Genomic DNA, 26,067 nt, shown 5'->3' on the forward strand with positions numbered 1-26,067 from the left:
AAATTTTCTTCTATATTAATGACTTTAAATACCGTTTATCAATCGCTGTTTCATGTGAAAGAGCTGACAAATATTCTTCTTGTGCTTTTTGTATTTCATCTACAATCGCACCTTGACTATCCACTTCTTTTCCGAGCTCATCATACGTACGGTGAATAGCTTTTTGAATCATTGATAATTGAAAATTATCCATATGACTTCCTCCTTTACGCATTACATAATAGCCAGTATATGCGCGCTAGAGGAGTTTTATACTATGAATTACGCGGTGGACGTTTTCCGAAGTATTGGTAGTAATCTGTACGGATAAATCCGTTAAACAGCTTACGCTTCTTCGACGCATCTTTTCCGTAACACTTCTCAAATGCTTCGTAGCTTGTTAATACATACGCTGACCATGTATCTAATGGGCGGAATACTTGTCCCATTTCTTTATACAGTTGTTCAACAAGTGCTTTTTCACTTAAACGTTCTCCGTATGGAGGATTCGTGACAACGTAGCCATAATCCTCTTTTGTTGTGAAATCTTTTACTTGCATTTGTTTAAATGTAATTAAATCGCCTAAGCCTACTTCTTCTGCGTTATCTTGAGCAACTCGAATCATACGATGATCAATATCTGATCCAATGATTTGTAATCGTTGATCATAGTTCGCTAAATCTTCAGCTTCTTGACGAGCTTCACGCCAGTTTTGTTTCCCTACCCAGCCCCACTCGTCAGATGCGAAACCACGGTTAAATCCTGGTGCAATGTTTTGTCCAATTAATGCTGCTTCAATCGGAATTGTACCTGATCCACAGAATGGATCAACAAATGGACGATCTGGCTTCCAGTTTGTTAATTTAATTAAAGACGCAGCTAATGTTTCTTTTAACGGAGCTTCCCCTTGATCCATACGGTATCCACGTTTATGAAGCCCAACACCGCTCGCATCAATTGTTAATGTTGCAATATCCTTGAGCATTGCAATCTCGATACGGAATAACGGACCATCTTCTTCAAACCAAGTTGTACGTTTATATGTTGTTTTTAATTTTTCAACGACAGCTTTTTTAACGATACGTTGGCAATCCGAAACACTGAATAATTCAGATTTTAAAGATTTACCGATAACAGGGAATTCACCATTCTCTGGAATATAATCTCCCCAGTTTAATGCTTTCGTTTTTTCAAATAGCTCATCAAATGTCGTTGCTTTAAATTCGCCAACTTTAATTTTTACACGGTCCGCAGTACGTAACCATAAGTTCGTACGACAAATCGCCTTTTCATCTGCTTCAAATGTTACTTTGCTGTTTTCTACTTGACATTCATAACCAAGATCGCGAACTTCTCGGGCAACTAACGCTTCAATACCCATTGCCGCTGTTGCAATTAAAGTAACTTTTCCCATTTGCATTCACCTCTTATGTATATTCAAACAATAATTAATAGCAATTGGTCCTATTAATTATTACATTTTACGAAAATTTTTCTCATTAACCATTTTAACTCATACTTTATAACTTCATACAAATAAAAAGCCCTCCTCTAACAAAGGAGAGCTGAGTTATTTCATAGTTGGTTCATAACGTTCTGTAAGCCATGTTCTGTTCCTTTGTACTACAAACGGCCCACGCCTCGTACTCCGGTGGCAATCATCTATCTACAGGTTATAAAACCTGTCCTTTCCCGTCGTTCATTTCCTTGGAAAAGATTCCCCTACCATTATTTGGGTTTCTCGCTCGTGGGGTTTACCTCGTTCCACTCCTATCATTTCTTCAAGGACTTCGTCACTGTGGCACTTTAAAGGTAGTCAAACCATATCCGAAAGGACTTAGGTTTTTTCCCTGCCGTTAAACCAGCCTTACAGCCAGAATACCCTAGCTTATGAATTGGCTAGGCACGAACACTACAGCCATCTCAGGCCGTGCGAGCATGGACTTTCCTCTACAACGTTGGCGTTGCAGCGATTACCCAAACGTTATGACATCCATTAGTATAGTGGAAACAAAAAGATTTTGCAACGTTTTTTTCTATGTAAAATGCTTAAACCTTTTCCCACCTTACATCATTCGTATAACTTACTTCCAAATACAGCTTTTTCTAAGTTAGATAAGCGTTTTAAAATATCCGTATTCGTGTTGTTATAAACCGGTTGTGCAACTGGTGTTTGTACAGGTTGTTGTGGAACTTGCGTTACTGCTAGTTTTTGTTCCTCTAATTCACGCTTTAAACGAGCATTTTGTTGCTTTAATTGCTCAAACTCTTTGTGGAAAGCTTCATAGTCTTTAATGATCATATCAAGAAACTTGTCTACTTCTTCTTGTTGATAACCTCTCATACCTGTTTTAAATTCTTTTTCTAAAATATCTTTCGCTGTTAATTTAATTTTATCCGAAATCATTTTCTTCACCTCAAATTTTTACCAAAACTTTCATTAACTAAATTTTTTCAGAAACAATGCTTTTTGTCAATCATATATACGAGTACTATATTACATATTACTCTGCATTATTCCACTGTTCCTCTTCTATTATATCTTGTAAATCAGAAAAAAGAATGAAATAACTGTGATAATTTTCTATTTCCCCTTTTTTCTTTGCTGATTCTACAATATATTTGGGACTTCCTGGTTTTTCTTCATCGTATACCGCTAAAAGCGCATCACTTTTTTCAATAAAAAATTGATTTTTTAATTTAAATTGCTCTGGGCTTTCATACTTCCGTTTCGTGATACTATCAACATGGTCTGCTTGAGAAAGAATAAATTCGTAATATTCACGATTATCTTCTTTCCAATTTTCTTCTTGTTCTAAAAACGGAGTGAATACCGCTAATTTTAAATCTGGATATTCTACTTGCATTTCAAAAACAACTTCAGCAGCCCATAATTCTACACCCAACTGGCCGCTTATTATAACCCACTCTAAACCATCTTCTACAAAAGTCAGTAATTTACGGTGTAATGCTTTCTTTATACACTCCACTCCTGGATGATCATTTTTAAATATTCCAAGTTCAAATGGCTTATATCCTGTTACTGCAATAACTTTCATATCAACACTCCAATTACAAAAAAAGAACTAGCATTTCGCTAGTTCTAACATATCATTTACTTTTTAAATATTCCACCAACGTTTGGTCCGATATTTGGACCTACTGGTGATACATTGTTTGGTAAAAACGGTGATACATTTGGTCCTGGTCCAAACGGTGATACATTCGGTCCTGGCCCAAATGGAGATATTTGATGACCGTGGTGATGATGGTGATGATGACCATGGCCACACGGTCCACATCCGCCACCGAATCCTGGGTCGATTGGGTCCACAACATTTACATTTGAATTTGTTTGCGGGAAGAAGTTTTGGTTTTTAATTTGTTGATGATGTACATGTGTTGTATGTGTTGGGAAAATGTGTGGCACCACCGTTGTTGAAAAAGAGTGTGTTACGCATTGTTTCGTCGGATGAATGACAGGAGCAGTCGTACAAATAGGTCCTGTAGGCTTATGCCCTCCAAAGCAAGGATGACAATGATGCATAGTTTTTTCTCTCCTCTCTCGTTAAAAAAAATCTGATTACACTTTACAGTATGAGAAAAGAGAGAAAGCCGTTTGTTATATATACCCATTTATTACAAGGAAATTTGTCTAGTCCTTTATTTCATTTACATTGTTTTTATAGACAATCCTTCAACATCACTTACCAAAAAAGCCTCCAACTTGCTTTACAATACCTGTCACTTGATTCATCGCATTCATCATTTGTCCAGCTGTATTCATCATTTTATTTACATCATAGTTACCATCTGATGTTTTAAATTGAGAAACAAAACTAGAAAACTGACTTGGCTGTTGTTGCTTTTGCTTACCCTGCGTCGGGTACGGTTGTTTTGGTGGATAAAACATCGCTTGTTGATTAGCATACGGCGATGGTGGTGGCATATAATATTGCGAATTCATATAAGGCTGCTGCTGTGGTTGATTCATGTATGGTTGCTGAGCTTGTGATTGTTGAGCTTGATTCACATAAGGTTGCTGCTGTTGTGGTTGTTGAGCTTGATTCACATAAGGTTGCTGCTGTTGTGGTTGTTGAGCTTGATTCATAAAGGACACTTCAAACGGTTGATAATAATTTTGATTTCCATAATAAGGCTCGAAAGGATACATATTATACCGTAAATATGTATCCGTATTATATTGGTACATATTTTGCTGTGCATATGGATTCGTTTGCTGATATAAGTTAGGTTGTTGAAACATGCATTCTCTCCTCCTTCACATAAGTTTCTACATATATAATATGTACCTATAAAATAATATGTGTGATGGAGTATCTGTCTATTTTTGTCGGAAGTTTAAATTTTTAAAAAATTAAAAAAGAAAACCCTTCCATGCTATGATAATGAAGAAGAAGATTCTCATGGGGGAGGAATCAACATGGTATTAGGGGATTTAAAACAAGCGTTTTCTCAAAAAAAGGGGTATTGCACAGAGAATGCAAATGAATTATTAGACTTTGCGAGACATTGGTATCTCGAAGGAAAAATATGCATATCAGATTATCGAACATTAATAAAAGAATTAGAAATAAACGGCGCAACAAAACCTACAACAATGACAGAAGCATAAAAATAACAAGAGGGCTCTCCCTCTTGTTATTTACATTGCTCAACTATATTTTGCAAAGTATACGAAATGGCTTGGTGTGTTTCAAAGAATCGTTTACCTTTACCTTTATTTACAAAGCATTGCAACACATTCGTTTGTAAATTATCATATACTTGATCAATTTGCTGTACATGTATATATTTTGGCTTTTCTTCTTTAATCCACTTATAAGCTAATTCTTTCCACTTCTTTAATTCCTCATCTACCATATCTACAAACGGTTTCATATCCTTATAAAAGTCGTATTCGGTTAGTTCTCTCTTTTTTGCATTCGCTTCATTATTATACTGCATGAGTTTTTCTGAAGACTGTATTAATGCTTCATTCTTCATTTCTTTCCCACCTTATTATGCACTCACTACGACGTTTTGAAATGTCTTTACCCAATTCCCTTTCTCTTCGTGATGCACTAATTTATTTTCCATATGTTCAATATGCATTTCTGTTATTTCTATCTTATTGCATATTTTTTCACTCGCATCCTTTAATGCATGATTCATTCTAATCCCTATATTCATTTCCAGCAAATCGAGAGAACTTAACATTTGATCCATTTTTTTCATTACATCTTCCTTCTGAACCATCGCCATATACAAAACGCCTCCTTCTTTGCTTTTCCTTTGTCATGTAATTTCGCCGAATGATTCACCACTCCTGCCCACATGACAAAACTAGTTGTTATTCGTCAAAGAAATCATTTCGTATGTCATTTATAGAAATGGTAACAATACAAAAAGGAGGTGTATTACAATGGCAAAGAACAAAAATGAAAAAAAGAAAAACCAAAACAAACAACAAAATAAACCCGAGACTGGCAATCCAAAGCTAGATGGTCCAAACTTCCCTGCTACATAAAGCGAGACTTTATTACGAACAGTTAAATTTCAAGTCACCCTTAATCTCCTACTAGCATTACGTTTTGAGATTAAAGTTGTAGCACACATAGCAGGATTGTTTCAAATTAAGAAGTCCCGTCTTCAAAATGGAAGACGGGACTTCTTTTTTATTATATCATGAACTCATCCATCCTTTTAGCAAAACGATTTGCGATAGATAGCCTATAGATTTGTTCTCTCTTTCTTCTATACCATTCTGTTATATTAACTTCCCCTTTAGGTTCTTCAGGTACAAATAGCACATTCATTTTCATATTTGCACAAAACCAATCTCTCATTTTTATTTCTTCATGTAAAATAACAGGATAAATATCTCTAAGTGTTGGCGTATAAGACTTTCGAGTTTCCTTTGCGTAAACTTCATAATCTTCTCTAGACCCAGTATGTGTAGTTTGCAATGCAAACTTATAAAACGAACCATTATAAATTGGATGAAACAATAACCATGCTAATTTTTTTCCTAGTTCTATACGCTGTTGTAACGTTTCAAATTGATAAACCGAAAATCCATACATTCTCCCTTCAATTGTTGGGAAGATAACTGCACTAATATGAAGTCTTTCTTGTACTTTAAAAAGTGCAGTATGGAATACATGTTTTTTAAAATATGTGTTCTCAATGACTGGTTTTTGAATTTTATTTTGTTCATTTATAATAAGCGCTGTCATAAGCCTATTCATATCTCTTCTTTCCCAGAAAAGTAACCATTCTTTTTCCATAAAAATTGATACGTTGAAATATTGCAACAAATGAAAGAGAGGTGCACGTCTCTTCTTACTTTCCTCATACAATAATAGCTGAGGAAATGCATCTAAAAAAATAATCCAATTAGCCTGTTCGTACAGAATAAATAAATGTTTTTTTACCGTTCTAGGTAAAACAGTAGCATAATATCTCCCTTCTAAATCAGTCATATTCCAGCCCGCATTTCTCGAAACCATACTCGCTAAAAAGGCCCACCTGATTTCACTATTTCTTACATAATATTCTTGATAAGATTGTGTCCGAGAAATATTGTCCACATTAGCTATTTCTGTTTTCTTTTTAATATTGTGAATGATTGCTTTTTCTTCCTCTGTACAAAAATTTTTTTCTCGATTTTGTTTCATTTTCATATAATCATTCCATGTAAACATAAATAAGTCATCATACCTTTCATCAAAAAGGTCACATCTTTTTTCATTTTTTGATATAATCACCTTTGTAAGTAATTCTTAGCAAGTTGGGGGTGGACACACTATGACCATTCGTTACCCAAATGGAAAAAGGTATAATCAAGCTTCACAACCTCAAAAAACACCTATAAAAACACATACTTATAGTAATAGAGGTATGTCCCTTGAAGAGGAATTGAATGAAACAAATCAATATTACTTAACCCATAATATTGCATGTGTACATAAAAAGCCTACACCTCTTCAAATTGTAAAAGTAGATTACCCCGCTCGAAGTGCTGCAGTGGTAAAAGAAGCGTATTTTAAACAACCTTCTACAACAGATTACAACGGTGTATACAAAGGGAAATACATCGATTTTGAAGCAAAGGAAACAAAAAATAAAACTAGTTTCCCACTTCAAAACTTCCACCTTCATCAAATTGAACATATGAAGCAAGTGGTTGCTCATAATGGAATTGCATTTGTTATTATTAAATTTACACTTTTTGATGAATTTTATTTACTAGATGCAAAACATATTATTGCATTTTGGAATCGTCAAAATACTGGTGGACGCAAGTCGATTACGAAAGAAGAAATAGAAGAGCATGGATCCTTATTATCATGCGGTTATCACCCTCGGATTGACTATATCCGTGTACTAGACATGGTTTATTTTTCGTGATAGAGTCATCACTAAGGCTCTTTTTTCGACTTTTGGGGGAGAGAATGAAAGGTAGGAGAAAGTATAATGTCAGATAATTATCGTTCTCGTACAGAACGAAATCATGTGAAAAATCAAGAGAAAAAAACACATAAAGAAGAAAAACCAAAGAAAAAAGGCTCCTTTTTCAAGAAATTTCTTATAGGTTGTCTACTTCTTGGTATCGTTGGTCTTGTAGCCGGCGTTTCCGCTTTCTTTGTTATGGTAAAGGATGCTCCAAAATTAGACAAAGCCAAACTTGTTAATCCTTTATCAACAAAGTTTCTTGATAAAAACGGGAATTTCTTCTATGAATACGGTGCTGAAAAACGAACACACGTTACTTATGATCAAATTCCAAAAGTAGTTGAAAATGCATTCCTTGCAACTGAGGATTCGCGTTTCTATGATCATAATGGAATTGATTTTAAACGAACTACAAAAGCAGTTATGGAAAATGTCACTGGTGGTTTCGGTTCCCAAGGTGGTAGTACGATTACACAGCAAGTCGTTAAAAACTACTTTCTAACGATGGACAAAACTGCTAAAAGAAAAGTACAAGAATGGTACTTATCTTACAAATTAGAGCAACAATACTCTAAACATGAGATTTTAGAAATGTACTTAAATAAGATTAATTTAGGTAACCGTTCATACGGTATTGCGACAGCAGCGCAAAAATATTATGGTAAAGATTTAAAAGACTTGCAATTACATGAAGCTGCTATGCTCGCTGGTTTACCTCAAGGTCCAAACATTTATGATCCAACAAAAAAGGAAAATGTTGAACGAGCAACAAATCGTCGTAATGTCGTATTATCATTAATGAATCGACATGGTTATATAACAAAAGAAGAAATGAATAACGCCGTTAAGATCCCAGTAACTGAGGGCCTTCAACCGTCTTCAGAAGTAACTGAGATGAAGTATCAAGCATTTTTAGATGCGGTTGTAAAAGAAGTTGAAAAAGAATATCCTGATGTAAATATCGGTTCAGATGGTTTAACGATTCATACAACACTTGATCAAGATGCTCAAGATTACGCTGAAAAAATTATGGATGGTAATCTTATTAAGTATCCAAACGATCAATTCCAAGGATCATTCGTATTTATGGATACACAATCTGGAGAAGTTCGAGCAATTGGTGCTGGACGTAAAGAAAATAAGTCCACTTTCAAAGGTCATAATATGGCAACTGATTTAAAACGCCAAGTTGGTTCAACAATGAAACCAATTTTCGACTACGGTCCAGCGATTGAGAATCTTCAATGGTCTACTTACCATCAATTAAATGACTCTGAATATACTTATTCGGATGGCACAAAGATTAAAAATGCTACAGGGAGTTTTAAAGGTGACGTTTCACTTCGTGAAGCATTGAAGAAGTCATTAAACATCCCGGCTTTAAAGACAGCTCAAACAGTTGGACTTAATAAATCAAAAGAGTTTGCTGAAGGTTTAGGCATGACATTTGAAAATGGAGTACATGAATCTACTGCAATTGGTAGTAACGATAGTTCTCCATTAGCAGTAGCAGGTGCATATGCAACCTTCGGTAATAGTGGTAACTATAATAAACCACACTTCGTAAAAGAAGTAACCTTCCCGGACGGGAAAAAGAAAAGCTTTAAACCGAAAGAACAACGCGCTATGCAAGACTATACAGCTTACATGGTAACTGACGTTCTTCGTGACGTAGTAAAACCTGGTTCTGGTGGTACAGGACCAACAGCATATGTTTCAGGTGTTGACGTAGCGGGTAAAACTGGAACGCAAAACTTTGATGCAAAAGATTTAAAGAAATACGGCATTCCAGCTGATGCAAACAGGGATAGCTGGTTCGCTGGATATACACCACAATATACGATGGCTGTATGGACGGGTTACGTAAAGAATGGTCCAGAAAACTACATTAGTGATCGTTATACTAAAATTGCACAGCAAATGTTCCAAGTAATGATGAGCAAATTCGCTACAGATAAATCTCGCTTTGAACGTCCTTCTTCTGTACAAGAAATAAACGGAGAATTATACGTAAAAGGTGCGAAAAAAGATGCAATTAAACAAATTAAAGTAGATGCCCCTAGTGGTCTGAATGTCACTTTTGATGGCGCTAGCACAGTTACACTAAACTGGTCTGGACCAGCAGAAGTCGATGCATATGCAGCCAGCTATAAAGCAACTGATGGTTCAAGTGGTAGCCTATCAATAAGTGGTACGACAGCTACTCTTGGTGGTATTAAACCAGGTGTTACTTACAGCTTCTCTGTAGTAGCGAAAAAAGGCACTGGAACAAGCCCAGCAGTTGGTGCATCCTTCACTGCGCCTGGCGGAACTCCAGATGCGAAAAAAGCTGAGGAAGAGGCTAAGAAAAAGGCCGATGAAGAAGCTAAGAAAAAAGCTGATGAAGAAGCCCAGAAAAAGGCTAATGAAGATAAAGTAAAACAAGACGAAGCTAAGAAAAAGGCTGAAGAAGAGGCTAAGAAACAACAAGAACAACAGCAAGAACAACAACGTAAACAGCAAGAAGAAGCTCAAAAGAAAGCTGATGAGGAAGCTAGAAGAAAAGCTGATGAAGAAGCTAAGAAAAAAGCTGATGAAGAAGCTAAGAAGAAAGCTGAAGAAGAGGCCAAGAAAAAAGCTGAAGAAGAGGCTAAGAAACAACAAGAACAGCAACACCAAAATACCGGAGGAGATACACCTCACGCAGACGGTGCTGTTGTTACAACAGAGTCCTAATATACAAAAAAAGAAGTCCGTTTCTCTTAACGAGAAGCGGACTTCTTTTTTGTTATCATTTTCTTTACATACAGCTTTTCTATTTCGATATACAACTGCGCTAATTGAATATAAGAATGATAATTACTCGGTTTCTTTATAATGAATGAATATCTTTCCATAAAATTAACAGGTTGCACTTTTAATTTATTCGTATTTATTTGCATTTCATTCAAACTATGAACAGGTTGTTCATTTAGCCAATAGACAACCGATAACAAGTGAGCTGCAAAAAGAATCATTGGTCCCTCAGCCTCTTGCTTATTTCTATTTCGAAACAGTATAGCAATGTCTTCATGCTTATTTTTCCATACATTCAACATCGCTGGAATGCTGTTTTCAATTTCCTTCCACGGCTCATACTGTCTTTCAATATCAAATATAAAGTAAGTATTTTGTATTATCTCTTCAAAAGAATTGTCTGTATGATACTTAATTAAATTTACACTTTCTTTAAAAAATGGTAAACAGTGAAATTCTTTCGGTATTTCTATAACTCGCTCCATCCTTTATTTCACCTTCATTCGCTTCTTTCCTTCACGACATACTTCTAACAGTCTGCACTCCTCACATTGCGGTCGTTGTGCTTTACAGTGATAACGTCCAAAGAAAATCATACGATGATGTGTAACTCCCCACTCATCCATCGGTACTTTCTTCATTAATGTTTTTTCTACTTCTAACACCGAATCTTTCCATCTACAAATCGCTAACCGTTTACTCACTCTTTCTACATGCGTATCAACAGCAATTGCCGGGATGCCATACGCTACCGAAACAACTACATTTGCTGTTTTTCTCCCTACTCCTGGTAATTTCGTCAACTCGTCCCGGTCTTCTGGAACTTTTCCATTGTAATCATCCAGCAACATCTGACACAATTTTTGAATGTTTTTTGCTTTATTTCTATACAACCCAATAGAACGTATATCTTGTTGTAACTCTTCCAAAGATACACTTAAATAATCTTCTGGTGTTTTATATTTTTGAAATAAATTTTTCGTCACTTTATTTACAAGTGCATCTGTACATTGTGCAGATAGTGCTACCGCGATTACTAATTCAAAAGGATTCTCATGAATTAATTCACAATGTGCTTCTGGATACATATCCGCCATTGTGTCTAAACAATAGCGAATTTGCGTTTTATTTAACATATACTTCCTCCTATATTACTGCTCCAACCAATTATAAAAAGGCACTTTTCCAGTAAATTTCGTCTCTTGTTTTGTCATTTGTTGTGCTCTTTGTTGATTCGCTCTAAATTTTTGACCTTGATTTTGAGCCTGATCTACCGTTTTAATTCCATTCTTTTTCCACTCAAATAAAATACGATCAATATATCGGAAATTTAGTTTTCCACTCATTACAGCTTCTCTAAGAGCCGCTTGAATTAAATTTGGATGATGTTGATCTTGGTCCTCCCACATTCCTAACGTTTCACATTCGAACGGCGAAAGTGGTCTTCCAAATTCTTTTTCAAATACTGTATATAAATTTACTTGCAGCTGTTTTTTTTCTTTTTGCTCTTCCTCTATCGATTCATCCATTAAGAAATGTAATATTTTTTCCCATAACGGTTGTAAAGAATAACTTTCGCACATCATCGCTTCTGATCTTTGTCCACCTTCTAGTGATAAAAACCCTTTTTGAATCAATGCTTGAATTACTTCCATACATTTCATTTCCGTTATCGTCATCCGTTCAGAAATCTCTGATGGAGTCGGAAACGAATTACCTGATTCTAAAAATGTGTGTACATGAAGTACGACCATAAATTCCGTCTCATTTAAACCTAATTTTTTATAATGCATCATAAGTAATTTTGGAATTGCAATGCTTCCCTGCTCAAACCACTGTAACATCATTTTCTTTTTCATCACCAAACACCTCGCTCTCTAGTATAACACACCTTTAGCTATTTCTTTTTGCCACAATTCGTCAAAAAAACCTCCCTATTAATGGGGAGGTTTTTTATATTACATGAATGAAATATAAAATTAAGCTTGCACTTTACTTTTCATAAATGTATGGATACGCTCTAATGCTTTCTCTACTTGTTCAAGAGATGTCGCATATGATAAGCGAACATTATTTGGAGCACCAAATCCTGTACCTGGTACAAGAGCCACTTTTTCCTCTTCTAATAGAGCTTTTGCCCAATCATCAACTGTTGCATATCCTGATAAAGCTACAGCTTCTTTTACGTTAGGGAATAAGTAAAATGCACCTTGCGGTTTAATGCAAGTAAAGCCAGGGATTTGAATTAATTTATCATAAATGATGTTTAATCTCTCTTCAAAGGCTTGACGCATTGTTTCCACAGGTTCTTGTGAGCCTGCATATGCCGCAATTGCGCCGTATTGAGCGATTGAAGTAGGGTTTGACGTACTATGACTCGCTAAATTCGTCATCGCTTTAATAAGCTGCTTATTTCCTGCAGCATATCCAATACGCCATCCTGTCATAGAATGAGATTTAGATACACCATTAATAATAAGTGTTTGTTCTTTTAATGCATTAGAAAGCTGGGCAATTGAAGTATATTCTACGCCACCATAAATTAATTTTTCATAAATTTCATCAGAAACGATTAAAATATCATGTTCTAAACATACTTCTCCAAGCTGTTGTAATTCTTCTTTGCTATAAATCATTCCTGTTGGATTGCTCGGTGAATTAATAATAACTGCTTTCGTTTTCTCTGTAATTGCCTCACGCAGCTGCTTTGCTGTAATTTTGTACTCATTGTCTTCTAAACCTTCTACATAAACCGGCTTACCGCCAGCAAGCTTTACTTGCTCTGGATAGCTTACCCAGTAAGGAGTTGGGATGATAACTTCATCTCCTTCATCAAGTAATACTTGGAATAATGTATACAATGCATGCTTTGCACCATTACATACAATAATTTCAGATGGATCATACGCAATACCTTGATCGCGAGTAAATTTCTTCACAATTTCTTGTTTTAACGATTGTAATCCACCTGTTGGTGTATACTTCGTATGCCCTTCTAACATCGCTTTATGTGCAGCATCCATAATATGCTCTGGTGTATTAAAGTCAGGTTCCCCTGCCCCTAATGCAATTACATCATGACCCTCTGCTTTTAATGCTTGTGCCTTTGCTGTAATTTCTAAAGTTGAAGACGGTGTTAAAGCAGCTACTCGCTTTGCTAATTTCATTTGTAGTTCCCCCTACATCTATTTTTCAATGCTATATCGTCTTAAAAATTTTCCATCTTTAAATTCAAGATAGTAATAACTATAACGATTGTCATCATCAATATATGTAACTTCCCATAGTGGTACATCATTTTCAAAGCCTAATTTCACTTTCATAATCTCTTTCGGCTTACTTTTTGATTCCTTACTTTCATTGCCGACTTGCTCTATTGTTCTTTGTATAGCCTCTTTTTCAGAAATACCTTCGCTCTTTTTCCTTACTACAGTATCCCCTTTTTTCTCAGGCACCCAAACGATAAGTTGTTCTCCCTTTTCATCTGTACCTTGCACGACTATATATGCAGATTTTCCGTTGTAATAATCAACAGATTTCACCTTTGTAAGCTTTGCTTTTTCTTTAGCAATTTCTACAAATTTCGACTCTTTTGGAATTTTCTTTCCCATCGCTTTATTATAAACATACGCCCCATATATTCCGCTAGCAACGATAACAATAATGATTGCAAAGATCCACTTTTTCATTGTATCACTACGTTCTGTAAATCGTAAATACAGCTGTTTCTTTATCTTTTTCGTCTAATGCTAGTCCGAACATGAGGTCCTGCTCTTTTAACGTACGATTTAAACTATCAACAATTTTATACAAATCCGACGAATATTTAATACGCGTCGTTGATAGTACTTCGATTTTCTTCTCCATGAAAAAACTCCTCCGTTACACAAAAATTTCTAATTATAGAAGAACGCAATGCGGTTACAATAAGAGTACATTCTTTACAACCCCTGCTTCATCACCCATCTATTATAGCAGGACATGTACAGCAAAAAAAGGTTTCAAGTCGAAAACCAACACATTTTGTATACAAGAAGTAAGAAAAATAAAATTCCTCCTACCCACATTTTTTACGCCTGAAGTTTATAAGTACTTCAGGCGTATTTTTCTTCCATTTTTATTCATTTGGTGGTTCTTCTAATTGTACTAACAATTCTTCTAATGGCCCTTCATAAAGAGGTACGTTAGGAATCGATTGTAGAAATCGTTTTCCATAGGAAGAACTCGTCAAACGACGATCTAGCACTACTACCGTTCCTGTATCTGTATTCGTTCGAATTAAGCGGCCGAATCCTTGTTTGAAACGTAATATTGCTTGTGGAAGCGCTAATTTAGCAAATACATCTTCACCTTGATTTTTTAGCCACTCACCTTTCGCTTCCATCATCGGCTGATGAGGAGGTGTAAATGGTAGACGGACTATAACAAGACAACTTAAGGCATCTCCTGGAATATCTATTCCTTCCCAGAAACTGCTCGTCCCTAATAAAATTGATTTGTCGAATTCTTGAAACTTTCGAATTAAGCGGCTTCGACTTCTATTATTCACACTTTGGGTCAGTAATAAATACCCCTCTAATTCATCATTATTTTTTAAATTCGCATACGCTTCTTTTAACATTTCATACGAAGTGAATAAAACGAGCATTCTGCCTTTTGTGGCTTTCGCTATCTTTGCAATATGTTCCGATACAGATTCAATATATCGCTCATTACTTACTTGCTTAATAAAAGGTACATCCGTTGACACCATTAATTTCATCTGTTCATCATAACGAAATGGCGACGGAACCTTTAAAGTATTTGGAGCGAAATCATGTAAACCAAGTTCCTCTTTTATATAATCAAACGTATCGTTAACTGTTAGTGTTGCGGATGTAAAAATAACACTCTTTTTTTCTGTTAAAAATTCATCAGCAAATCTTTCACCAATATGAACAGGCTGTGCATATAGAACTGTTGAATGAATCGTCCCTTTCGTTTCAGTCTCCATCCAAGTTACATACGAATTCTTTTCTAATACGAGTAACTGTAATGATTCTGCCATCTTTCTCAGCAACTCAATTAAATGCATAAATTCACCTGTTACAACATGCATCTCCCATTCTAACTTACTTTGCAATATATCCACTTGCTTCTCAAGAGCAGTTACTACTCTTCTTAATTCATATATAAAACGATTTGTTAATTCGACGATACTATCCCACAACTTACCTTTTTCTAGTTCTGCGTTATACCTATAGATGAGCGGCATATTATTCGTTCCTTGCTCTTGCTTTGTTTGTTTAAATATAAAAGTACGTAACATTTGGAAGAGTTCATCCGCATCAAACTTAAGTTCCTTCAAACTATAACTTATCATACGGAAAGTTGAACGAGATGCTTGCTCTGATTTTTTCATCATTTTATATACTTTGGAGAGTACATCTTCTGTTTCTAGTGTCCCAAGACGAGATATAACCAATTGAAAATACATACAAGAGAACTGTTCACCCAATGTTCTACTCGCGGCTTCTTCAATATGGTGAGCTTCATCAAAAATAATATGTTCGCATGAAGCGAACAACGGTTCTTCACTTGAAAAATCTTGAAATAATAACGCATGATTTGTAATAACGATATCTGCAAATAAAGCTTTATTCTTCGCTCGCTGGTAAAAACAACGACTAAACCAATTACTTTGCATACCGCCTGGACTATACGCATCGCTACAAATACGATTCCAAAGTAACTTTCCGCCCTCAGGAATATTTAATTCGTCTCGATCACCTGTTTCAGTTTGCAATAGCCAAACTAAAATCTTCGCCTTTGTAAGTGCCATATCATAATTTTTTTCTTCCTCTTGCAAAGCATACTCAAATTTATGTAAGCATAAATAATGCTTTCTTCCTTTTAGAAGAGCTGCCTCAAATGAAAATGGCATTATTTTTTGTAATAACGGAATTTCTTTTTCTAATATTTGTTGTTGGAGTTGTACCGTTTGTGTACTTATAATGACAGGTTCTTCTTTTCTCTTTGCAAAATAAAGACTAGGAAGCAAATAAGCGAGAGTCTTTCCTGTTCCTGTACCGGCTTCAATTAGTGAAAAACGAGAATCTCTTAACGCCGTATATATCTCTTTCATCATCAGTTGTTGACTTTCTCTTCTTTCAAACTTTGGCATATGTGATTCCAATTTATCCATCGTTTTATTCAAGAAAGCATCAAATTTTGATGAACACGTTTCTCCAAGGTTTAAGGAATAGTTCCGCTTTTTCAGCGCAATATTTCGATGTATTTCATACTCCGCTATATCTTCTTTACCGTGCATTACTTTCTTTAAAATATTTTCAGAAAGCACATCAGCTATATCGCTTTGGAACACATCACTTAATTCATAAAGCGATTGCAACGTGACAAGTGGTAACTTTTCAATTTCATTTAAAAATTGTAAAAATAATTCCGCTGTTGCAAGAGCATCACTATCCGCACGATGTGGTTGATCGTGCTCTAGTTCATGCTTCTTAGCTAAATCACGTAATTTATAACTATCGGCTGTCGGCAAAAGAATTTGAGCCAATTCAACCGTGTCGATTTTCGGACAATGTATTTCTGTATATCCAGCTTGCCTTAATTCTTCATTTAAAAAATTCCAATCAAAGTGAACATTATGCGCAACGAAAGCCGCACCTTGTAATAGCTCAACAATCATCGGGGCTACATCTTGAAATAACGGGGCTTGTTTTACAAGACTTTCATCAATCCCTGTTAATTCTGTAATAAATGGTGGGATCTCTCTCTTTGGGTTAACAAAAGACGAAAAAATCTCCAATATCTCTCCATCTTCTACTACAACAGCTGCAATTTGGGTAATTTTATCCTTCCCATCTTTCCAGGAGTTCCCTGTCGTCTCTAAATCAACAACGACATAACGCTTACTCATATATGTAACACCTCAATTTCTTACCTTTCAAACAACAATAATTTATATAATGTTACTATACCACGTTTTATCTCATCTTAATGAAAAGATGCACAAAAAAGCTATCTCCGCAATGGAGATAGCCTTTCTACTTATAATATCGTACCCGCTTTTTCAGCACCTAACATTTCAATAATTTGATTATTATCGTCTAGTACTGCAATTTTTGGTTCTTGTGTATGAATCTCTTCTTCCGTAACTAGCCCATAACAAATAATAATTACTTTGTCCCCTGGTTGTACAAGTCTTGCCGCAGCACCGTTTAAACAAACAACACCACTACCGCGTTCCCCTTTAATAACGTATGTCTCTAAGCGAGCACCATTATTATTATTTACAATTTGGACTTTTTCGTTTTCTACAATATTTACTGCATCCATTAAGTCTTCATCAATTGTAATACTACCTACATAATTTAAATTTGCCTCCGTTACAGTTGCACGATGTAACTTTGCTCTCATCATTGTGCGAAACATAGATGCTCCCCCTTATTTAACCGTTAATGTTATATTGTCAATTAATCTTACATTTTCAAACTTAACTGCAATAGCTAAAATGATTCTTCCTTCGACTTTCTCTACCATTGTTAATGACGGATATGCATATAAATCCGCATAATCTACAGTGCCTTTCGTATGCGTCTCAATATAATCTTTCACAAGATTTGTAATGATTTCCGTATTACGTTCACCTGCCTCAATTCTTTCTTTCGCTATACATAGGCTGCGGTATAAATGAAGAGCTTCTTCACGTTCATCTTGTGATAGGTACACGTTACGAGAACTTTTCGCTAAACCATCTTCTTCCCTTACAATATCAACTGGTACGATTGTAACTGGAATATTGAAATCAGTTACAAATCCTTCAATTACTGCAACTTGTTGAGCATCTTTCATACCGAAATAAGCACGCGTTGGCACCGTAATATTAAATAGTTTCATCAGTACAGTTGCAACACCAGCAAAATGACCAGGTCTTTGTTGACCGCATAATACGTCCGTGCGCTTCACAACTTCTACTGTTATTGTTTGTTCTGCTGGATACATTTCTTCTACACTCGGATAAAATAAATAATCTACACCTTTTTCTTTTGCTACATTTTCATCTCTATCAATATCACGAGGATATCGATCTAAATCTTCATTTGGGCCGAATTGCAGTGGGTTTACAAATACACTTAAAACTACAATTTCATTTTCTTCTCTTGCCTTACGTAATAAAGTAGCATGGCCTTCATGTAAATAACCCATTGTTGGAACAAAACCAATACTCTTTCCACTTGCACGAAGTTCGCTTGTAATTTGCTGCATCTCTTGCACTGTAGTTACGATTTTCATTATTGTTTTCCTCCGTATAACGCTAAGCATTCTTCCTCTTTCATTGTGAACGAATGTTTTTCTTCAGGAAATTGCCTTGTCTTTACTTCAGTAACATATTGTGAAATCCCACGCACAATCTCCTCTTGAACAGACGTATATTGCTTCACAAATTTCGGAACACGATTTACGCCGTATGAGATAAGATCATGATAAACAAGCACTTGCCCATCTACTTTTTGTCCTGCACCAATCCCAATTGTCGGTATTGTTAGTTGCTCTGAAATAAGTTCTGCTAACTGCATTGGTACACATTCTAACACAAGCGCTATTGCACCAGCTTCTTCACATTTCTTTGCATCTTCTATTAATTTTTTTGCACTCTCCGCATCTTTTCCTTGCACTTTATATCCACCCAACACTCCTACAGATTGAGGGGTTAAACCTAAATGCGCTACAACAGGAATTCCTGCGTTTGTCAAATATTGAATCGTCGATATAACTTCTCCAGCACCTTCTACCTTCAGTGCGTGTGCCCCGCTCTCTTGAACGATGCGGCGTGCATTCACCATCGTTTCTTGTAATGATACGTGATACGACATAAATGGCATATCAGTTACAATAAACGTCTCTTTCGCTCCACGGCGTACAGCTTTCGTATGATGAATCATATCCTCTACTGTTACAGGTACTGTTGAATCGTATCCGAGTACAACCATCCCAAGAGAATCTCCAACTAGAATCATATCAACTTCAGCTTCTTCTGCTAATTTAGCAGATGGATAATCATACGCCGTTAGCATTGTAATCGGCTCACCTTGCTCTTTCATCTTCAAAAAATCTGTTTTTGTTTTCAAAAACTACTCCTCCTTTATGCAGGAGAGAGGAGATGGCCGAAATCATATAAAAAACCCCTCTGGCCATAAAAGGGCAGAAGGGTTGTGTGTTAGTCGGCATTATTCATCCCTCTGTCCCAGTCCGTTATTGGATCAAGGCAGAATCCAAGTTATTATTTTTCGTATGACTTCGAATCATGGTGCAGTTCGCTCTGATACTGCCCACATTCGAACTAATTATAGCAAACTACAAAAAGGAATTACTACATTTTTTTGAAAAAATAATTTTTTATTCTTATTACGGTATATGAAATTTAACACGAGAGTATATATGCTATACAGTTTTTATGGAGAATTCAATCCTGAAAAGATACATGTTTTTTCAACGCATGCTAAAAAAGTCCAAGTTAATTTTTTCTGTAATCCATTTAACTGTATAGTATAACTCTTAAACTAATGATGCAGGTTAATTGAGGAAAGTACTTAACAAAGGAGAATTGCGGATGTCTATGAACAGGTGGTTATTTCGATTCAGCAGTTTGCTTGTAATGATTGTATGGTGGATGTCTTTAGGATCCTCCCATGTATTTGCCTCAGTTACTGTCGTAACACCCCCCACCGATTTAACGAAAGTGATTGAGGTTGAACTAAATGATGATTACTTTAATCCAAATGTTATCACGATTCCGCTTGAAGGATCAACAACATTACTATTGAAAAATAAAGGTAAAAACGAGCACACCTTTACAGTGAAAAAACTCGGCATTGACGTCGTAATCGAGTCAGGAAAAGAAAAGAATATTACCGTGAAACCTAAAAATACTGGTACATATGAATTAATATGTCGATACCATCTTCTTAAAGGAATGGCAGGCAAAGTAATCGTCAAATAACATGCCCTGCCAACTCGACGGAAGATATTTTGAAATGAACTTTAAATATGAAAAAAATTTATTATCATGTTACAAATTCAACTCAAAACTATTGAAATAAAAAGAAGTTCCAAAAGAGGAACTTCTTTTACTTAATTTCAATATCTGCAGAATGAATATGATGTACTTTCCCCTCATGATCCTCCAGAAGTAATACACCATCCTCTGTGATTCCTTTTGCTAACCCCGTAATTGTCTCTCTCATCGTTCGAGCGGTAATTTCTTTCCCGATGCTCACAGCGTAACTTTCCCAAAGAATTTTAATGACAGAGAAACCATTTTGTAAATACTCTTCATATAATTTTTCTAGTTGTAAATAGATTTGTTGCATAAGTTCTGCACGAACAATCGGCTTACCTGATTCAATCGCTAATGAAGTAGCAATGTGCTGAATTTCTTCATCAAAATGTTCTTGCTTTTGATTCGCATTAATACCAATGCCCATAATGACAGCATTAATTTTATCAGGATCCGCTTGCATTTCTGTTAATATACCTACAGCCTTTTTACCTTGAATTAAAATATCATTTGGCCATTTTATTCCTACGTTTACACCCGTGCATTTTTCAATTGCCTGTGCAACACTAACGGCCGCTAACAAAGTAAGTTGCGGTGCATGATGAACTGGGATTGATGGGCGTAAAATAATACTCATCCAAATCCCTGTTCCTTTCGGTGAATGCCATTTTCTGCTTAAACGACCTCTTCCCGCTGTTTGTTCTTCTGCTACAACGACAGTTCCTTCTTCTGCACCTTCATAAGCAAGTTTTGCTGCAATGTGCTGCGTTGATTCAACAGTTTCTTCAAAATACACTGTTCTACCAATCCGCTTCGTTTGTAGCCCTAACTGAATTTCATTAGCGGTCACTTTGTCTGGCTTACTTGCAATTCGGTAACCTAATCGACGCACAGCTTCAAGTTCATATCCCTCACTCCGCAGATCCTCCATATGTTTCCACACAGCAGTTCTTGAACAACCAAGTTTATCACTAATTGTTTGGCCGGATACAAACTCGCCATCCGCTTCAGAAAAAACTTGCAATAACTGCTTTCTTATAGTAGATTGCATCCTTGTAGCCACTCCCTTATACGCTCTTTCTCATTAACTACGTTTCCTTGTACGATTGCTTCTTCGATTTTCTGAAGCATCTCAGCAACCCACGGACCAGGCTTTTTGTTTGCCCAGTTTAATAAATCATTACCAGTCACATTCATTTCTTGACGCTCCTGGATTGGCAATGCATGAAACATTGATTGTACTCGTTCAACAGATGTAGGGTCATAGCGTTCAATCATCGCTTCATATACTCTCTCTGCCATTTCAGCGATATGAATTCCCGTTTTATAAAGAAGGACTGTATCCCAATCCTTCTCCTTTCTAGTACGGATTGTCAATAAAACTGCAACAATATCTTTTATTTTTTTATTCGAAAACTTCCATTGACGTAAAAAGACAGATGGATGTTCTTCTCCGATACAATATAAGAAAAATGCCCACGCCTCAATATCCGTTTCGAAAGAATCCCATTTATACTGCGTAGCTTTTAACAGTCTCTCTTCTGACATTTGTAAATATGGCAAATGAGAAAATAGCTTCGTCTCTACTAATTCTTTGAGACCTTTCACACAATATGTACCAGTTAACAGTTTCTCAAACTCTACTGTAATACGCTCAATTGCTATATGTTCTAGCAAATGCCCATACGTTTCAATCGCTTGCTTCGTTTTCATTTCTAATGAAAAACCTAACGTGCTTACAAACCGAATACCACGCATCATTCGCAGGGCATCTTCTTGAAAACGATCCGCAGCATTTCCAACTGTCACAATTTCTCTCTGTTGAATGGCTTCCTGTCCAGCAAATAAATCGACCATTTTGCCTTCTTCTGTCATAGCAATTGCATTCATCGTGAAATCACGACGTTTTAAATCCTCTTCTAATGAACGAACAAATTGAACACTACTAGGTCTTCGAAAATCTTCATATTCGCTTTCTGTTCGAAAAGTAGTTACCTCATAGGGCTCACCATTTTCTACAACAATTACAGTTCCATGCTCAAGACCAACAGGAACATTTCTTGGGAATATAGCCATCACTTCTTCTGGTAGAGCAGATGTCGCAATATCAATATCTCCAATCGGCCTATCGATAATAAGATCTCGTACGCTCCCACCAACAAAATAAGCCTCATGTCCTTGTTGCTTTAATGTCTCAATAATAGAACTAGCTTTTTTAAATCTTTCCATTTTTGTCATCCCTTAGTACGTCATAGTAAATCGTTTCATATTGTGAAACAATTTTTTCTGAGCGAAATTGCTCATAAACACTTTCTCTTGCTCGTTCTCCCATATTACGGTGAAGTTCCTCGTCCTTTAATAGCTGAATAGCTTGATTTGCCACTCCTGTTGTATCGCCAACTTCACATAAATATCCTGTTTCCCCGTGTTGAATAACCTCTGGAATACCTCCAACCCGCGTTCCGATACAAGGTACACCACACGCCATTGCTTCTAATAAAACAAGACCAAAACTTTCCTTCTCTGATAGAAGCAACATTAAATCACTCATCGCAAGTAGTTCTGCAACATTATCTTGCTTCCCTAGGAATAAAACGCGATCTTCAATATGTAAATTCTTCACTATCTGTAAAATCGTACAGAATTCTGGTCCGTCTCCAACAAGAAGCAACTTCGCATCTACTTCTTTAACAATTTTAGCAAATGCGTGAACAACATCCTGCACACGTTTCACTTTACGGAAATTCGAAATATGAATAAGTACTTTTTCACTCTCACTTATACCATATTCTTTCTTTAATTGAGACATATTACGCTTGAAATATACACGTTCGTCTATAAAGTTATATACTGTTTGAATTTCTTTACTTGGTTTTACAAGCTCATGTGTTTCGTTAATTAATGAATGCGAGACAGCAGTAACAACATCCGATTGCTCAATACCAAAACGAATTAAATTATTTAACGAAGGGTCGGAACCTAACACAGTAATATCTGTTCCATGTAAGGTTGTAACAATTTTAATACGCTCTCCGATCATTTGTTTTGCTAAATATGCACAAATTGCATGTGGTATTGCGTAATGCACATGTAAAATGTCTAAGTTTTCTCTTTGTGCAACCTCGGCCATTTTACTTGCTAACGCTAAATCGTATGGTGGATATTGAAATACAGAGTATTGATTTACCGTCACTTCATGAAAATAAATGTTTGGATATACTTTATTTAACCGGAATGGTAAACCCGATGTAATAAAGTGAATTTCATGCCCACGTTCCGCCAATTGCTTTCCTAATTCTGTTCCAACAACTCCAGAACCACCTACAGAAGGATAACATGTAATACCTATTTTTAATTTCATTTACATCCCCCTAATAAATCAGCATGTAATAAAACCGGTTTCTTACTCATAAATCCCTCGGCATACAAGACTCCAACTTCTTTTCCAAACATCTTCTCACGAGCAATCACAGTTTCAACGTAACCTTCTGTTAACGGTGTCTTAACACCATCACTCCCTGTTGAAAACTGACTTTCATACGCTTCTAATGCTTCCACCTTTATAGAGAGGTACTCACTTATATCTATACAAAAATTCGGTTTATGAAAACCATTAATCATATAATTATAAAAAGACTCCACACGATGTGGTGAAAGTTCCGGCATATATTTACGGATTCCTGCTGAAAAAATAGCCTCTTCCACAAGCTTTGCACAATTTGCATGATCTGGATGGCGATCTTCATAGTACGGCGCAAAAACTAGTTTTGGTTTATATGTACGGATCACCTTGACAATTTCACGTATATACTCTTCTTTCATATACAAACCACGGTCTGGCATCGCTAAATTCAGCCTCGTTTTTACTCCCATTATACGAGCTGCGACCTTCGCTTCTTCTTTTCTCAACTCTATCGTTCCATTTGAAGAAAGATCAGCTTCTGTTAAATCACAAATACCTACTTCATACCCTTGCTTTGTATATTTAGCGATGGTACCAGCCATGCCGATTTCAACATCATCGGCATGAGCACCAAACGCTAATATATGTAATCCACTCATAATTGTTCCCCTCATTTTCTTAACTTACGATAATCTAAATCTCCTCGCTCTAATGCGTGCATTAACATTTCAGCACTTGCCATATTCGTTGCAAGTGGAATCGCATATACATCACATAAACGAAGTAATGCATTCACATCCGGTTCATGCGGCTGTGCTGTTAATGGATCGCGGAAGAAAATCACCATATCTAAATCGTTCTTTGCAATCATTGCACCAATTTCTTGATCTCCACCAAGAGGGCCAGATTGATATCTTGTTACAACTAATCCAGTCGCTTCCATAATGCGAAGCCCTGTCGTTCCTGTTGCAAATAATTCATGTTGTTCAAAAATTGGTTTATATGCGTATGCAAACGAAACCATATCATTTTTCTTTTTGTCATGTGCGATTAAGGCAATTTTCATCCGTTGTCTCCCCTTTAGTCGATAATATTTTCTAAACCGTACACAAGATGATCAAGGTTCATTACTGTCTCAATTGATAGTTTTACACCTGACATAAATGATGCACGATTGAATGAATCATGACGAACTGTTAACATTTGTCCATCTCCACCAAACATTACTTCTTGGTGTGCAATAAGCCCTGGCAAACGTACACTATGAATGTGAATACCGTCTACATTTGCACCTCGTGCACCTGCTAGTTGCTCTACTTCATTTGGATGACCTTGCTGCTTTGATTCACGATTTTGACGAATTAACTCTACCGTTTTTACAGCTGTACCAGATGGTGCGTCTAATTTTTGATCATGATGTAATTCAATTACCTCAACATCTTGGAAATATTTCGCTGCCATTTGTGAGAATTTCATCATAAGAACTGCACCAATTGCAAAGTTTGGAGCAATAATTGTTCCTACTGCTTTTTCTTTTGCATTCTCTGTTAAACGTGCCAATTCTTCTTCTGTAAATCCAGTTGTACCAATAACCGAACGAAGTCCACGCTCAACTGCAAGTGTAACGTGTTGTTTCCCCACTTCTGGTGTTGTTAAATCTAACAACACATCTGCTTCTACTTCATCTAAACAAGTATGTAAATCAGCGTAAATCGGCGCATGTAATGCTGGCATGCCAGGTAAATCAGAAATCTTCTCACCACCATGCTTATAATCCACTGCTGCTACTAAATTAAAATGTTCCGTTCTTTCCATAAGAAGGACTGCTTCATGTCCCATACGTCCTCTTGGTCCGGCGATAATTACTTTAATTTCTTTCATTATTCTTTCTCTCCCTCATCAATACGTGTCCAGCGATCTTTATCACGTGTATTAAATTTATTCATTACAATGTTATGTGCTGTCTCTAAATCAATATTTAAACTATTTGCCATACAAATCATAACAAATAATACATCTCCAAGCTCTTCTTCAATACTTCTTTCTTTTTCAGTTGTTTTCTTCGGTTTCTCACCATAATAATGATTTACCTCTCTTGCAAGCTCTCCCATTTCTTCCGTTAAACGAGCCATCATTGCAAGCGGACTGAAATAACCTTCTTTAAACTGCCCAATATATGCATCTACTTCTTTCTGCATATCTTTCATCGTTTTTGCTTCCATACTATTCACCTCTAATCCTTCCTCTTTCATGTTAGCCAATTCATCGCAATTTGACAAATATTATTCCCCGCCAAACACCTATTTGCGACCCATTTTTGGATAGACTATAATAAAGTGAAACTTCTTTTGCGATTTTTTTGCAAAAGATTAGTTGAACTAATCGGGT

At 36.2% G+C, this 26,067-nt stretch carries 31 protein-coding genes and 1 other RNA gene; 5 read left to right on the plus strand and 27 right to left on the minus strand.

Features of this window, described 5'->3' with window-relative positions; translation table 11 throughout:
• Positions 1 to 10: 10 nt before the first annotated feature.
• From M1D66_RS19080 to M1D66_RS19110, 7 genes are all read right to left on the minus strand, one after another.
• Positions 11 to 193, minus strand: a complete 183-nt coding sequence (locus M1D66_RS19080; protein ID WP_000368570.1) for a DUF3921 domain-containing protein — start codon at positions 191 to 193, stop codon at positions 11 to 13.
• A 61-nt stretch (positions 194 to 254) separates the two neighbouring features.
• A complete protein-coding gene (locus tag M1D66_RS19085; protein WP_000521224.1) occupies positions 255 to 1,394 on the minus strand; it encodes a THUMP domain-containing class I SAM-dependent RNA methyltransferase in 1,140 nt (379 codons plus the stop codon).
• Between the two features lie 180 nt (positions 1,395 to 1,574).
• Positions 1,575 to 1,965, minus strand: an RNA gene (gene rnpB, locus M1D66_RS19090) — RNase P RNA component class B.
• Between the two features lie 86 nt (positions 1,966 to 2,051).
• Positions 2,052 to 2,387, minus strand: a complete 336-nt coding sequence (gpsB, locus tag M1D66_RS19095) for a cell division regulator GpsB (protein ID WP_000622431.1) — start codon at positions 2,385 to 2,387, stop codon at positions 2,052 to 2,054.
• Between the two features lie 97 nt (positions 2,388 to 2,484).
• Entirely contained in the window at positions 2,485 to 3,039 is a 555-nt protein-coding gene (locus M1D66_RS19100; protein WP_000862910.1) for an SLOG family protein, read from the minus strand.
• A gap of 56 nt (positions 3,040 to 3,095) precedes the next feature.
• Complete coding sequence (locus M1D66_RS19105) at positions 3,096 to 3,527, minus strand: CotD family spore coat protein (RefSeq protein ID WP_000546272.1); 432 nt, start codon at positions 3,525 to 3,527, stop codon at positions 3,096 to 3,098.
• Positions 3,528 to 3,683: 156 nt separating this feature from the next.
• The gene (locus M1D66_RS19110; RefSeq protein ID WP_016122190.1) at positions 3,684 to 4,247 is read right to left on the minus strand and encodes a YppG family protein; all 564 of its coding nucleotides are present in this window, start codon (positions 4,245 to 4,247) and stop codon (positions 3,684 to 3,686) included.
• A gap of 177 nt (positions 4,248 to 4,424) precedes the next feature.
• Here M1D66_RS19110 and M1D66_RS19115 point away from each other — a divergent pair, with 177 nt between their 5' ends.
• A complete protein-coding gene (locus M1D66_RS19115; RefSeq protein ID WP_000242652.1) occupies positions 4,425 to 4,616 on the plus strand; it encodes a YppF family protein in 192 nt (63 codons plus the stop codon).
• 26 nt (positions 4,617 to 4,642) lie between these two features.
• On the opposite strand, the gene M1D66_RS19120 is transcribed toward M1D66_RS19115, so the two are convergent.
• Together M1D66_RS19120 and M1D66_RS19125 are read right to left on the minus strand one after the other, a co-directional pair.
• Entirely contained in the window at positions 4,643 to 4,987 is a 345-nt protein-coding gene (locus tag M1D66_RS19120; protein ID WP_242285258.1) for a YppE family protein, read from the minus strand.
• 15 nt (positions 4,988 to 5,002) lie between these two features.
• Positions 5,003 to 5,245, minus strand: coding sequence for a hypothetical protein (locus M1D66_RS19125; protein ID WP_001252036.1), 243 nt, complete (start codon positions 5,243 to 5,245; stop codon positions 5,003 to 5,005).
• Positions 5,246 to 5,330: 85 nt separating this feature from the next.
• On the opposite strand from M1D66_RS19125, the gene M1D66_RS19130 reads away from it, so the two are divergent.
• A complete protein-coding gene (locus tag M1D66_RS19130) occupies positions 5,331 to 5,510 on the plus strand; it encodes a hypothetical protein (protein ID WP_001987054.1) in 180 nt (59 codons plus the stop codon).
• A 151-nt stretch (positions 5,511 to 5,661) separates the two neighbouring features.
• Here the strand turns inward: M1D66_RS19130 and M1D66_RS19135 are convergent, their stop codons facing one another.
• Positions 5,662 to 6,687, minus strand: coding sequence for a DUF2515 domain-containing protein (locus tag M1D66_RS19135; RefSeq protein WP_042866562.1), 1,026 nt, complete (start codon positions 6,685 to 6,687; stop codon positions 5,662 to 5,664).
• 103 nt (positions 6,688 to 6,790) lie between these two features.
• On the opposite strand from M1D66_RS19135, the gene recU reads away from it, so the two are divergent.
• Both recU and M1D66_RS19145 read left to right on the plus strand, forming a co-directional pair.
• On the plus strand, positions 6,791 to 7,393 hold the full coding sequence (gene recU / locus M1D66_RS19140) for a Holliday junction resolvase RecU (protein ID WP_000155598.1): 603 nt from the start codon (positions 6,791 to 6,793) through the stop codon (positions 7,391 to 7,393).
• Between the two features lie 66 nt (positions 7,394 to 7,459).
• Positions 7,460 to 10,153: a PBP1A family penicillin-binding protein gene (locus M1D66_RS19145; RefSeq protein WP_001283089.1), complete on the plus strand. Its 2,694-nt coding sequence runs from the start codon at positions 7,460 to 7,462 to the stop codon at positions 10,151 to 10,153.
• 26 nt (positions 10,154 to 10,179) lie between these two features.
• Here the strand turns inward: M1D66_RS19145 and M1D66_RS19150 are convergent, their stop codons facing one another.
• The 10 genes from M1D66_RS19150 to panB form a co-directional block, all read right to left on the minus strand.
• Positions 10,180 to 10,698, minus strand: a complete 519-nt coding sequence (locus tag M1D66_RS19150; RefSeq protein ID WP_000442650.1) for a YpoC family protein — start codon at positions 10,696 to 10,698, stop codon at positions 10,180 to 10,182.
• Between the two features lie 3 nt (positions 10,699 to 10,701).
• Entirely contained in the window at positions 10,702 to 11,349 is a 648-nt protein-coding gene (gene nth, locus M1D66_RS19155; RefSeq protein ID WP_000933030.1) for an endonuclease III, read from the minus strand.
• 15 nt (positions 11,350 to 11,364) lie between these two features.
• Positions 11,365 to 12,072 carry a DNA replication protein DnaD gene (gene dnaD / locus M1D66_RS19160; protein ID WP_000728542.1) on the minus strand — a complete coding sequence of 236 codons (708 nt, stop codon included), beginning with the start codon at positions 12,070 to 12,072 and terminating at the stop codon, positions 11,365 to 11,367.
• A gap of 120 nt (positions 12,073 to 12,192) precedes the next feature.
• The gene (gene aspB / locus M1D66_RS19165; RefSeq protein WP_000761560.1) at positions 12,193 to 13,380 is read right to left on the minus strand and encodes an aspartate transaminase AspB; all 1,188 of its coding nucleotides are present in this window, start codon (positions 13,378 to 13,380) and stop codon (positions 12,193 to 12,195) included.
• Between the two features lie 18 nt (positions 13,381 to 13,398).
• Positions 13,399 to 13,902 carry a cell wall elongation regulator TseB-like domain-containing protein gene (locus tag M1D66_RS19170; protein WP_000758739.1) on the minus strand — a complete coding sequence of 168 codons (504 nt, stop codon included), beginning with the start codon at positions 13,900 to 13,902 and terminating at the stop codon, positions 13,399 to 13,401.
• Between the two features lie 7 nt (positions 13,903 to 13,909).
• Positions 13,910 to 14,080 (minus strand): YpmA family protein, encoded by a 171-nt coding sequence (locus M1D66_RS19175; protein ID WP_000412179.1) that lies wholly within the window; start codon positions 14,078 to 14,080, stop codon positions 13,910 to 13,912.
• A 250-nt stretch (positions 14,081 to 14,330) separates the two neighbouring features.
• Entirely contained in the window at positions 14,331 to 17,135 is a 2,805-nt protein-coding gene (gene dinG, locus M1D66_RS19180; RefSeq protein ID WP_000044956.1) for an ATP-dependent DNA helicase DinG, read from the minus strand.
• A gap of 131 nt (positions 17,136 to 17,266) precedes the next feature.
• Positions 17,267 to 17,650 (minus strand): aspartate 1-decarboxylase, encoded by a 384-nt coding sequence (gene panD / locus M1D66_RS19185; RefSeq protein ID WP_000490184.1) that lies wholly within the window; start codon positions 17,648 to 17,650, stop codon positions 17,267 to 17,269.
• Between the two features lie 12 nt (positions 17,651 to 17,662).
• Entirely contained in the window at positions 17,663 to 18,511 is an 849-nt protein-coding gene (gene panC, locus M1D66_RS19190) for a pantoate--beta-alanine ligase (RefSeq protein WP_242554699.1), read from the minus strand.
• Positions 18,511 to 19,347: a 3-methyl-2-oxobutanoate hydroxymethyltransferase gene (gene panB, locus M1D66_RS19195; protein ID WP_000851108.1), complete on the minus strand. Its 837-nt coding sequence runs from the start codon at positions 19,345 to 19,347 to the stop codon at positions 18,511 to 18,513. The genes panC and panB overlap by 1 nt, the downstream gene beginning before the upstream one ends.
• Before the next feature lie 482 nt (positions 19,348 to 19,829).
• On the opposite strand from panB, the gene M1D66_RS19200 reads away from it, so the two are divergent.
• Entirely contained in the window at positions 19,830 to 20,219 is a 390-nt protein-coding gene (locus M1D66_RS19200) for a cupredoxin domain-containing protein (RefSeq protein ID WP_000062388.1), read from the plus strand.
• 127 nt (positions 20,220 to 20,346) lie between these two features.
• Here M1D66_RS19200 and M1D66_RS19205 read toward each other — a convergent pair whose 3' ends face one another.
• From M1D66_RS19205 to M1D66_RS19235, 7 genes are read right to left on the minus strand one after another with little or no spacing between them, the layout of a single operon-like run.
• Complete coding sequence (locus M1D66_RS19205; RefSeq protein ID WP_001192063.1) at positions 20,347 to 21,327, minus strand: biotin--[acetyl-CoA-carboxylase] ligase; 981 nt, start codon at positions 21,325 to 21,327, stop codon at positions 20,347 to 20,349.
• Positions 21,312 to 22,505 (minus strand): CCA tRNA nucleotidyltransferase, encoded by a 1,194-nt coding sequence (locus tag M1D66_RS19210; protein WP_000439321.1) that lies wholly within the window; start codon positions 22,503 to 22,505, stop codon positions 21,312 to 21,314. The genes M1D66_RS19205 and M1D66_RS19210 overlap by 16 nt, the downstream gene beginning before the upstream one ends.
• Positions 22,492 to 23,637: an N-acetyl-alpha-D-glucosaminyl L-malate synthase BshA gene (bshA, locus tag M1D66_RS19215; RefSeq protein WP_000768304.1), complete on the minus strand. Its 1,146-nt coding sequence runs from the start codon at positions 23,635 to 23,637 to the stop codon at positions 22,492 to 22,494. The genes M1D66_RS19210 and bshA overlap by 14 nt, the downstream gene beginning before the upstream one ends.
• Positions 23,634 to 24,338: a bacillithiol biosynthesis deacetylase BshB1 gene (gene bshB1, locus M1D66_RS19220; protein WP_000015673.1), complete on the minus strand. Its 705-nt coding sequence runs from the start codon at positions 24,336 to 24,338 to the stop codon at positions 23,634 to 23,636. Before bshB1 ends, bshA begins: the two co-directional genes overlap by 4 nt.
• An 11-nt stretch (positions 24,339 to 24,349) precedes the next feature.
• Positions 24,350 to 24,745: a methylglyoxal synthase gene (gene mgsA, locus M1D66_RS19225; protein ID WP_000684765.1), complete on the minus strand. Its 396-nt coding sequence runs from the start codon at positions 24,743 to 24,745 to the stop codon at positions 24,350 to 24,352.
• Between the two features lie 14 nt (positions 24,746 to 24,759).
• Positions 24,760 to 25,560: a dihydrodipicolinate reductase gene (gene dapB, locus M1D66_RS19230; protein ID WP_000658810.1), complete on the minus strand. Its 801-nt coding sequence runs from the start codon at positions 25,558 to 25,560 to the stop codon at positions 24,760 to 24,762.
• Positions 25,560 to 25,901, minus strand: coding sequence for a nucleotide pyrophosphohydrolase (locus M1D66_RS19235; RefSeq protein ID WP_002108639.1), 342 nt, complete (start codon positions 25,899 to 25,901; stop codon positions 25,560 to 25,562). The genes dapB and M1D66_RS19235 overlap by 1 nt, the downstream gene beginning before the upstream one ends.
• Positions 25,902 to 26,067 lie beyond the last annotated feature (166 nt).

This window comes from Bacillus sp. PK6-16, from assembly GCF_056530295.1.

Coding starts and splice junctions, on each gene's coding strand:
- M1D66_RS19210 (WP_000439321.1), bottom strand. CDS start 22,505: ATGGAAAGATTTAAAAAAGCTAGTTCTATTATTGAGACATTAAAGCAA.
- M1D66_RS19135 (WP_042866562.1), bottom strand. CDS start 6,687: ATGTTTACATGGAATGATTATATGAAAATGAAACAAAATCGAGAAAAA.
- M1D66_RS19125 (WP_001252036.1), bottom strand. CDS start 5,245: ATGGCGATGGTTCAGAAGGAAGATGTAATGAAAAAAATGGATCAAATG.
- panD (WP_000490184.1), bottom strand. CDS start 17,650: ATGTTTCGCACAATGATGAGAGCAAAGTTACATCGTGCAACTGTAACG.
- M1D66_RS19115 (WP_000242652.1), top strand. CDS start 4,425: ATGGTATTAGGGGATTTAAAACAAGCGTTTTCTCAAAAAAAGGGGTAT.
- M1D66_RS19100 (WP_000862910.1), bottom strand. CDS start 3,039: ATGAAAGTTATTGCAGTAACAGGATATAAGCCATTTGAACTTGGAATA.
- M1D66_RS19145 (WP_001283089.1), top strand. CDS start 7,460: ATGTCAGATAATTATCGTTCTCGTACAGAACGAAATCATGTGAAAAAT.
- gpsB (WP_000622431.1), bottom strand. CDS start 2,387: ATGATTTCGGATAAAATTAAATTAACAGCGAAAGATATTTTAGAAAAA.
- M1D66_RS19085 (WP_000521224.1), bottom strand. CDS start 1,394: ATGGGAAAAGTTACTTTAATTGCAACAGCGGCAATGGGTATTGAAGCG.
- M1D66_RS19200 (WP_000062388.1), top strand. CDS start 19,830: ATGTCTATGAACAGGTGGTTATTTCGATTCAGCAGTTTGCTTGTAATG.
- panC (WP_242554699.1), bottom strand. CDS start 18,511: ATGAAAATCGTAACTACAGTGCAAGAGATGCAGCAAATTACAAGCGAA.
- M1D66_RS19205 (WP_001192063.1), bottom strand. CDS start 21,327: ATGCAATCTACTATAAGAAAGCAGTTATTGCAAGTTTTTTCTGAAGCG.
- nth (WP_000933030.1), bottom strand. CDS start 11,349: ATGTTAAATAAAACGCAAATTCGCTATTGTTTAGACACAATGGCGGAT.
- M1D66_RS19175 (WP_000412179.1), bottom strand. CDS start 14,080: ATGGAGAAGAAAATCGAAGTACTATCAACGACGCGTATTAAATATTCG.
- M1D66_RS19110 (WP_016122190.1), bottom strand. CDS start 4,247: ATGTTTCAACAACCTAACTTATATCAGCAAACGAATCCATATGCACAG.
- M1D66_RS19105 (WP_000546272.1), bottom strand. CDS start 3,527: ATGCATCATTGTCATCCTTGCTTTGGAGGGCATAAGCCTACAGGACCT.
- aspB (WP_000761560.1), bottom strand. CDS start 13,380: ATGAAATTAGCAAAGCGAGTAGCTGCTTTAACACCGTCTTCAACTTTA.
- dnaD (WP_000728542.1), bottom strand. CDS start 12,072: ATGAAAAAGAAAATGATGTTACAGTGGTTTGAGCAGGGAAGCATTGCA.
- M1D66_RS19170 (WP_000758739.1), bottom strand. CDS start 13,902: ATGAAAAAGTGGATCTTTGCAATCATTATTGTTATCGTTGCTAGCGGA.
- dinG (WP_000044956.1), bottom strand. CDS start 17,135: ATGAGTAAGCGTTATGTCGTTGTTGATTTAGAGACGACAGGGAACTCC.
- bshB1 (WP_000015673.1), bottom strand. CDS start 24,338: ATGAGTGGATTACATATATTAGCGTTTGGTGCTCATGCCGATGATGTT.
- M1D66_RS19150 (WP_000442650.1), bottom strand. CDS start 10,698: ATGGAGCGAGTTATAGAAATACCGAAAGAATTTCACTGTTTACCATTT.
- recU (WP_000155598.1), top strand. CDS start 6,791: ATGACCATTCGTTACCCAAATGGAAAAAGGTATAATCAAGCTTCACAA.
- M1D66_RS19235 (WP_002108639.1), bottom strand. CDS start 25,901: ATGGAAGCAAAAACGATGAAAGATATGCAGAAAGAAGTAGATGCATAT.
- M1D66_RS19080 (WP_000368570.1), bottom strand. CDS start 193: ATGGATAATTTTCAATTATCAATGATTCAAAAAGCTATTCACCGTACG.
- M1D66_RS19120 (WP_242285258.1), bottom strand. CDS start 4,987: ATGAAGAATGAAGCATTAATACAGTCTTCAGAAAAACTCATGCAGTAT.
- bshA (WP_000768304.1), bottom strand. CDS start 23,637: ATGAAATTAAAAATAGGTATTACATGTTATCCTTCTGTAGGTGGTTCT.
- mgsA (WP_000684765.1), bottom strand. CDS start 24,745: ATGAAAATTGCCTTAATCGCACATGACAAAAAGAAAAATGATATGGTT.
- dapB (WP_000658810.1), bottom strand. CDS start 25,560: ATGAAAGAAATTAAAGTAATTATCGCCGGACCAAGAGGACGTATGGGA.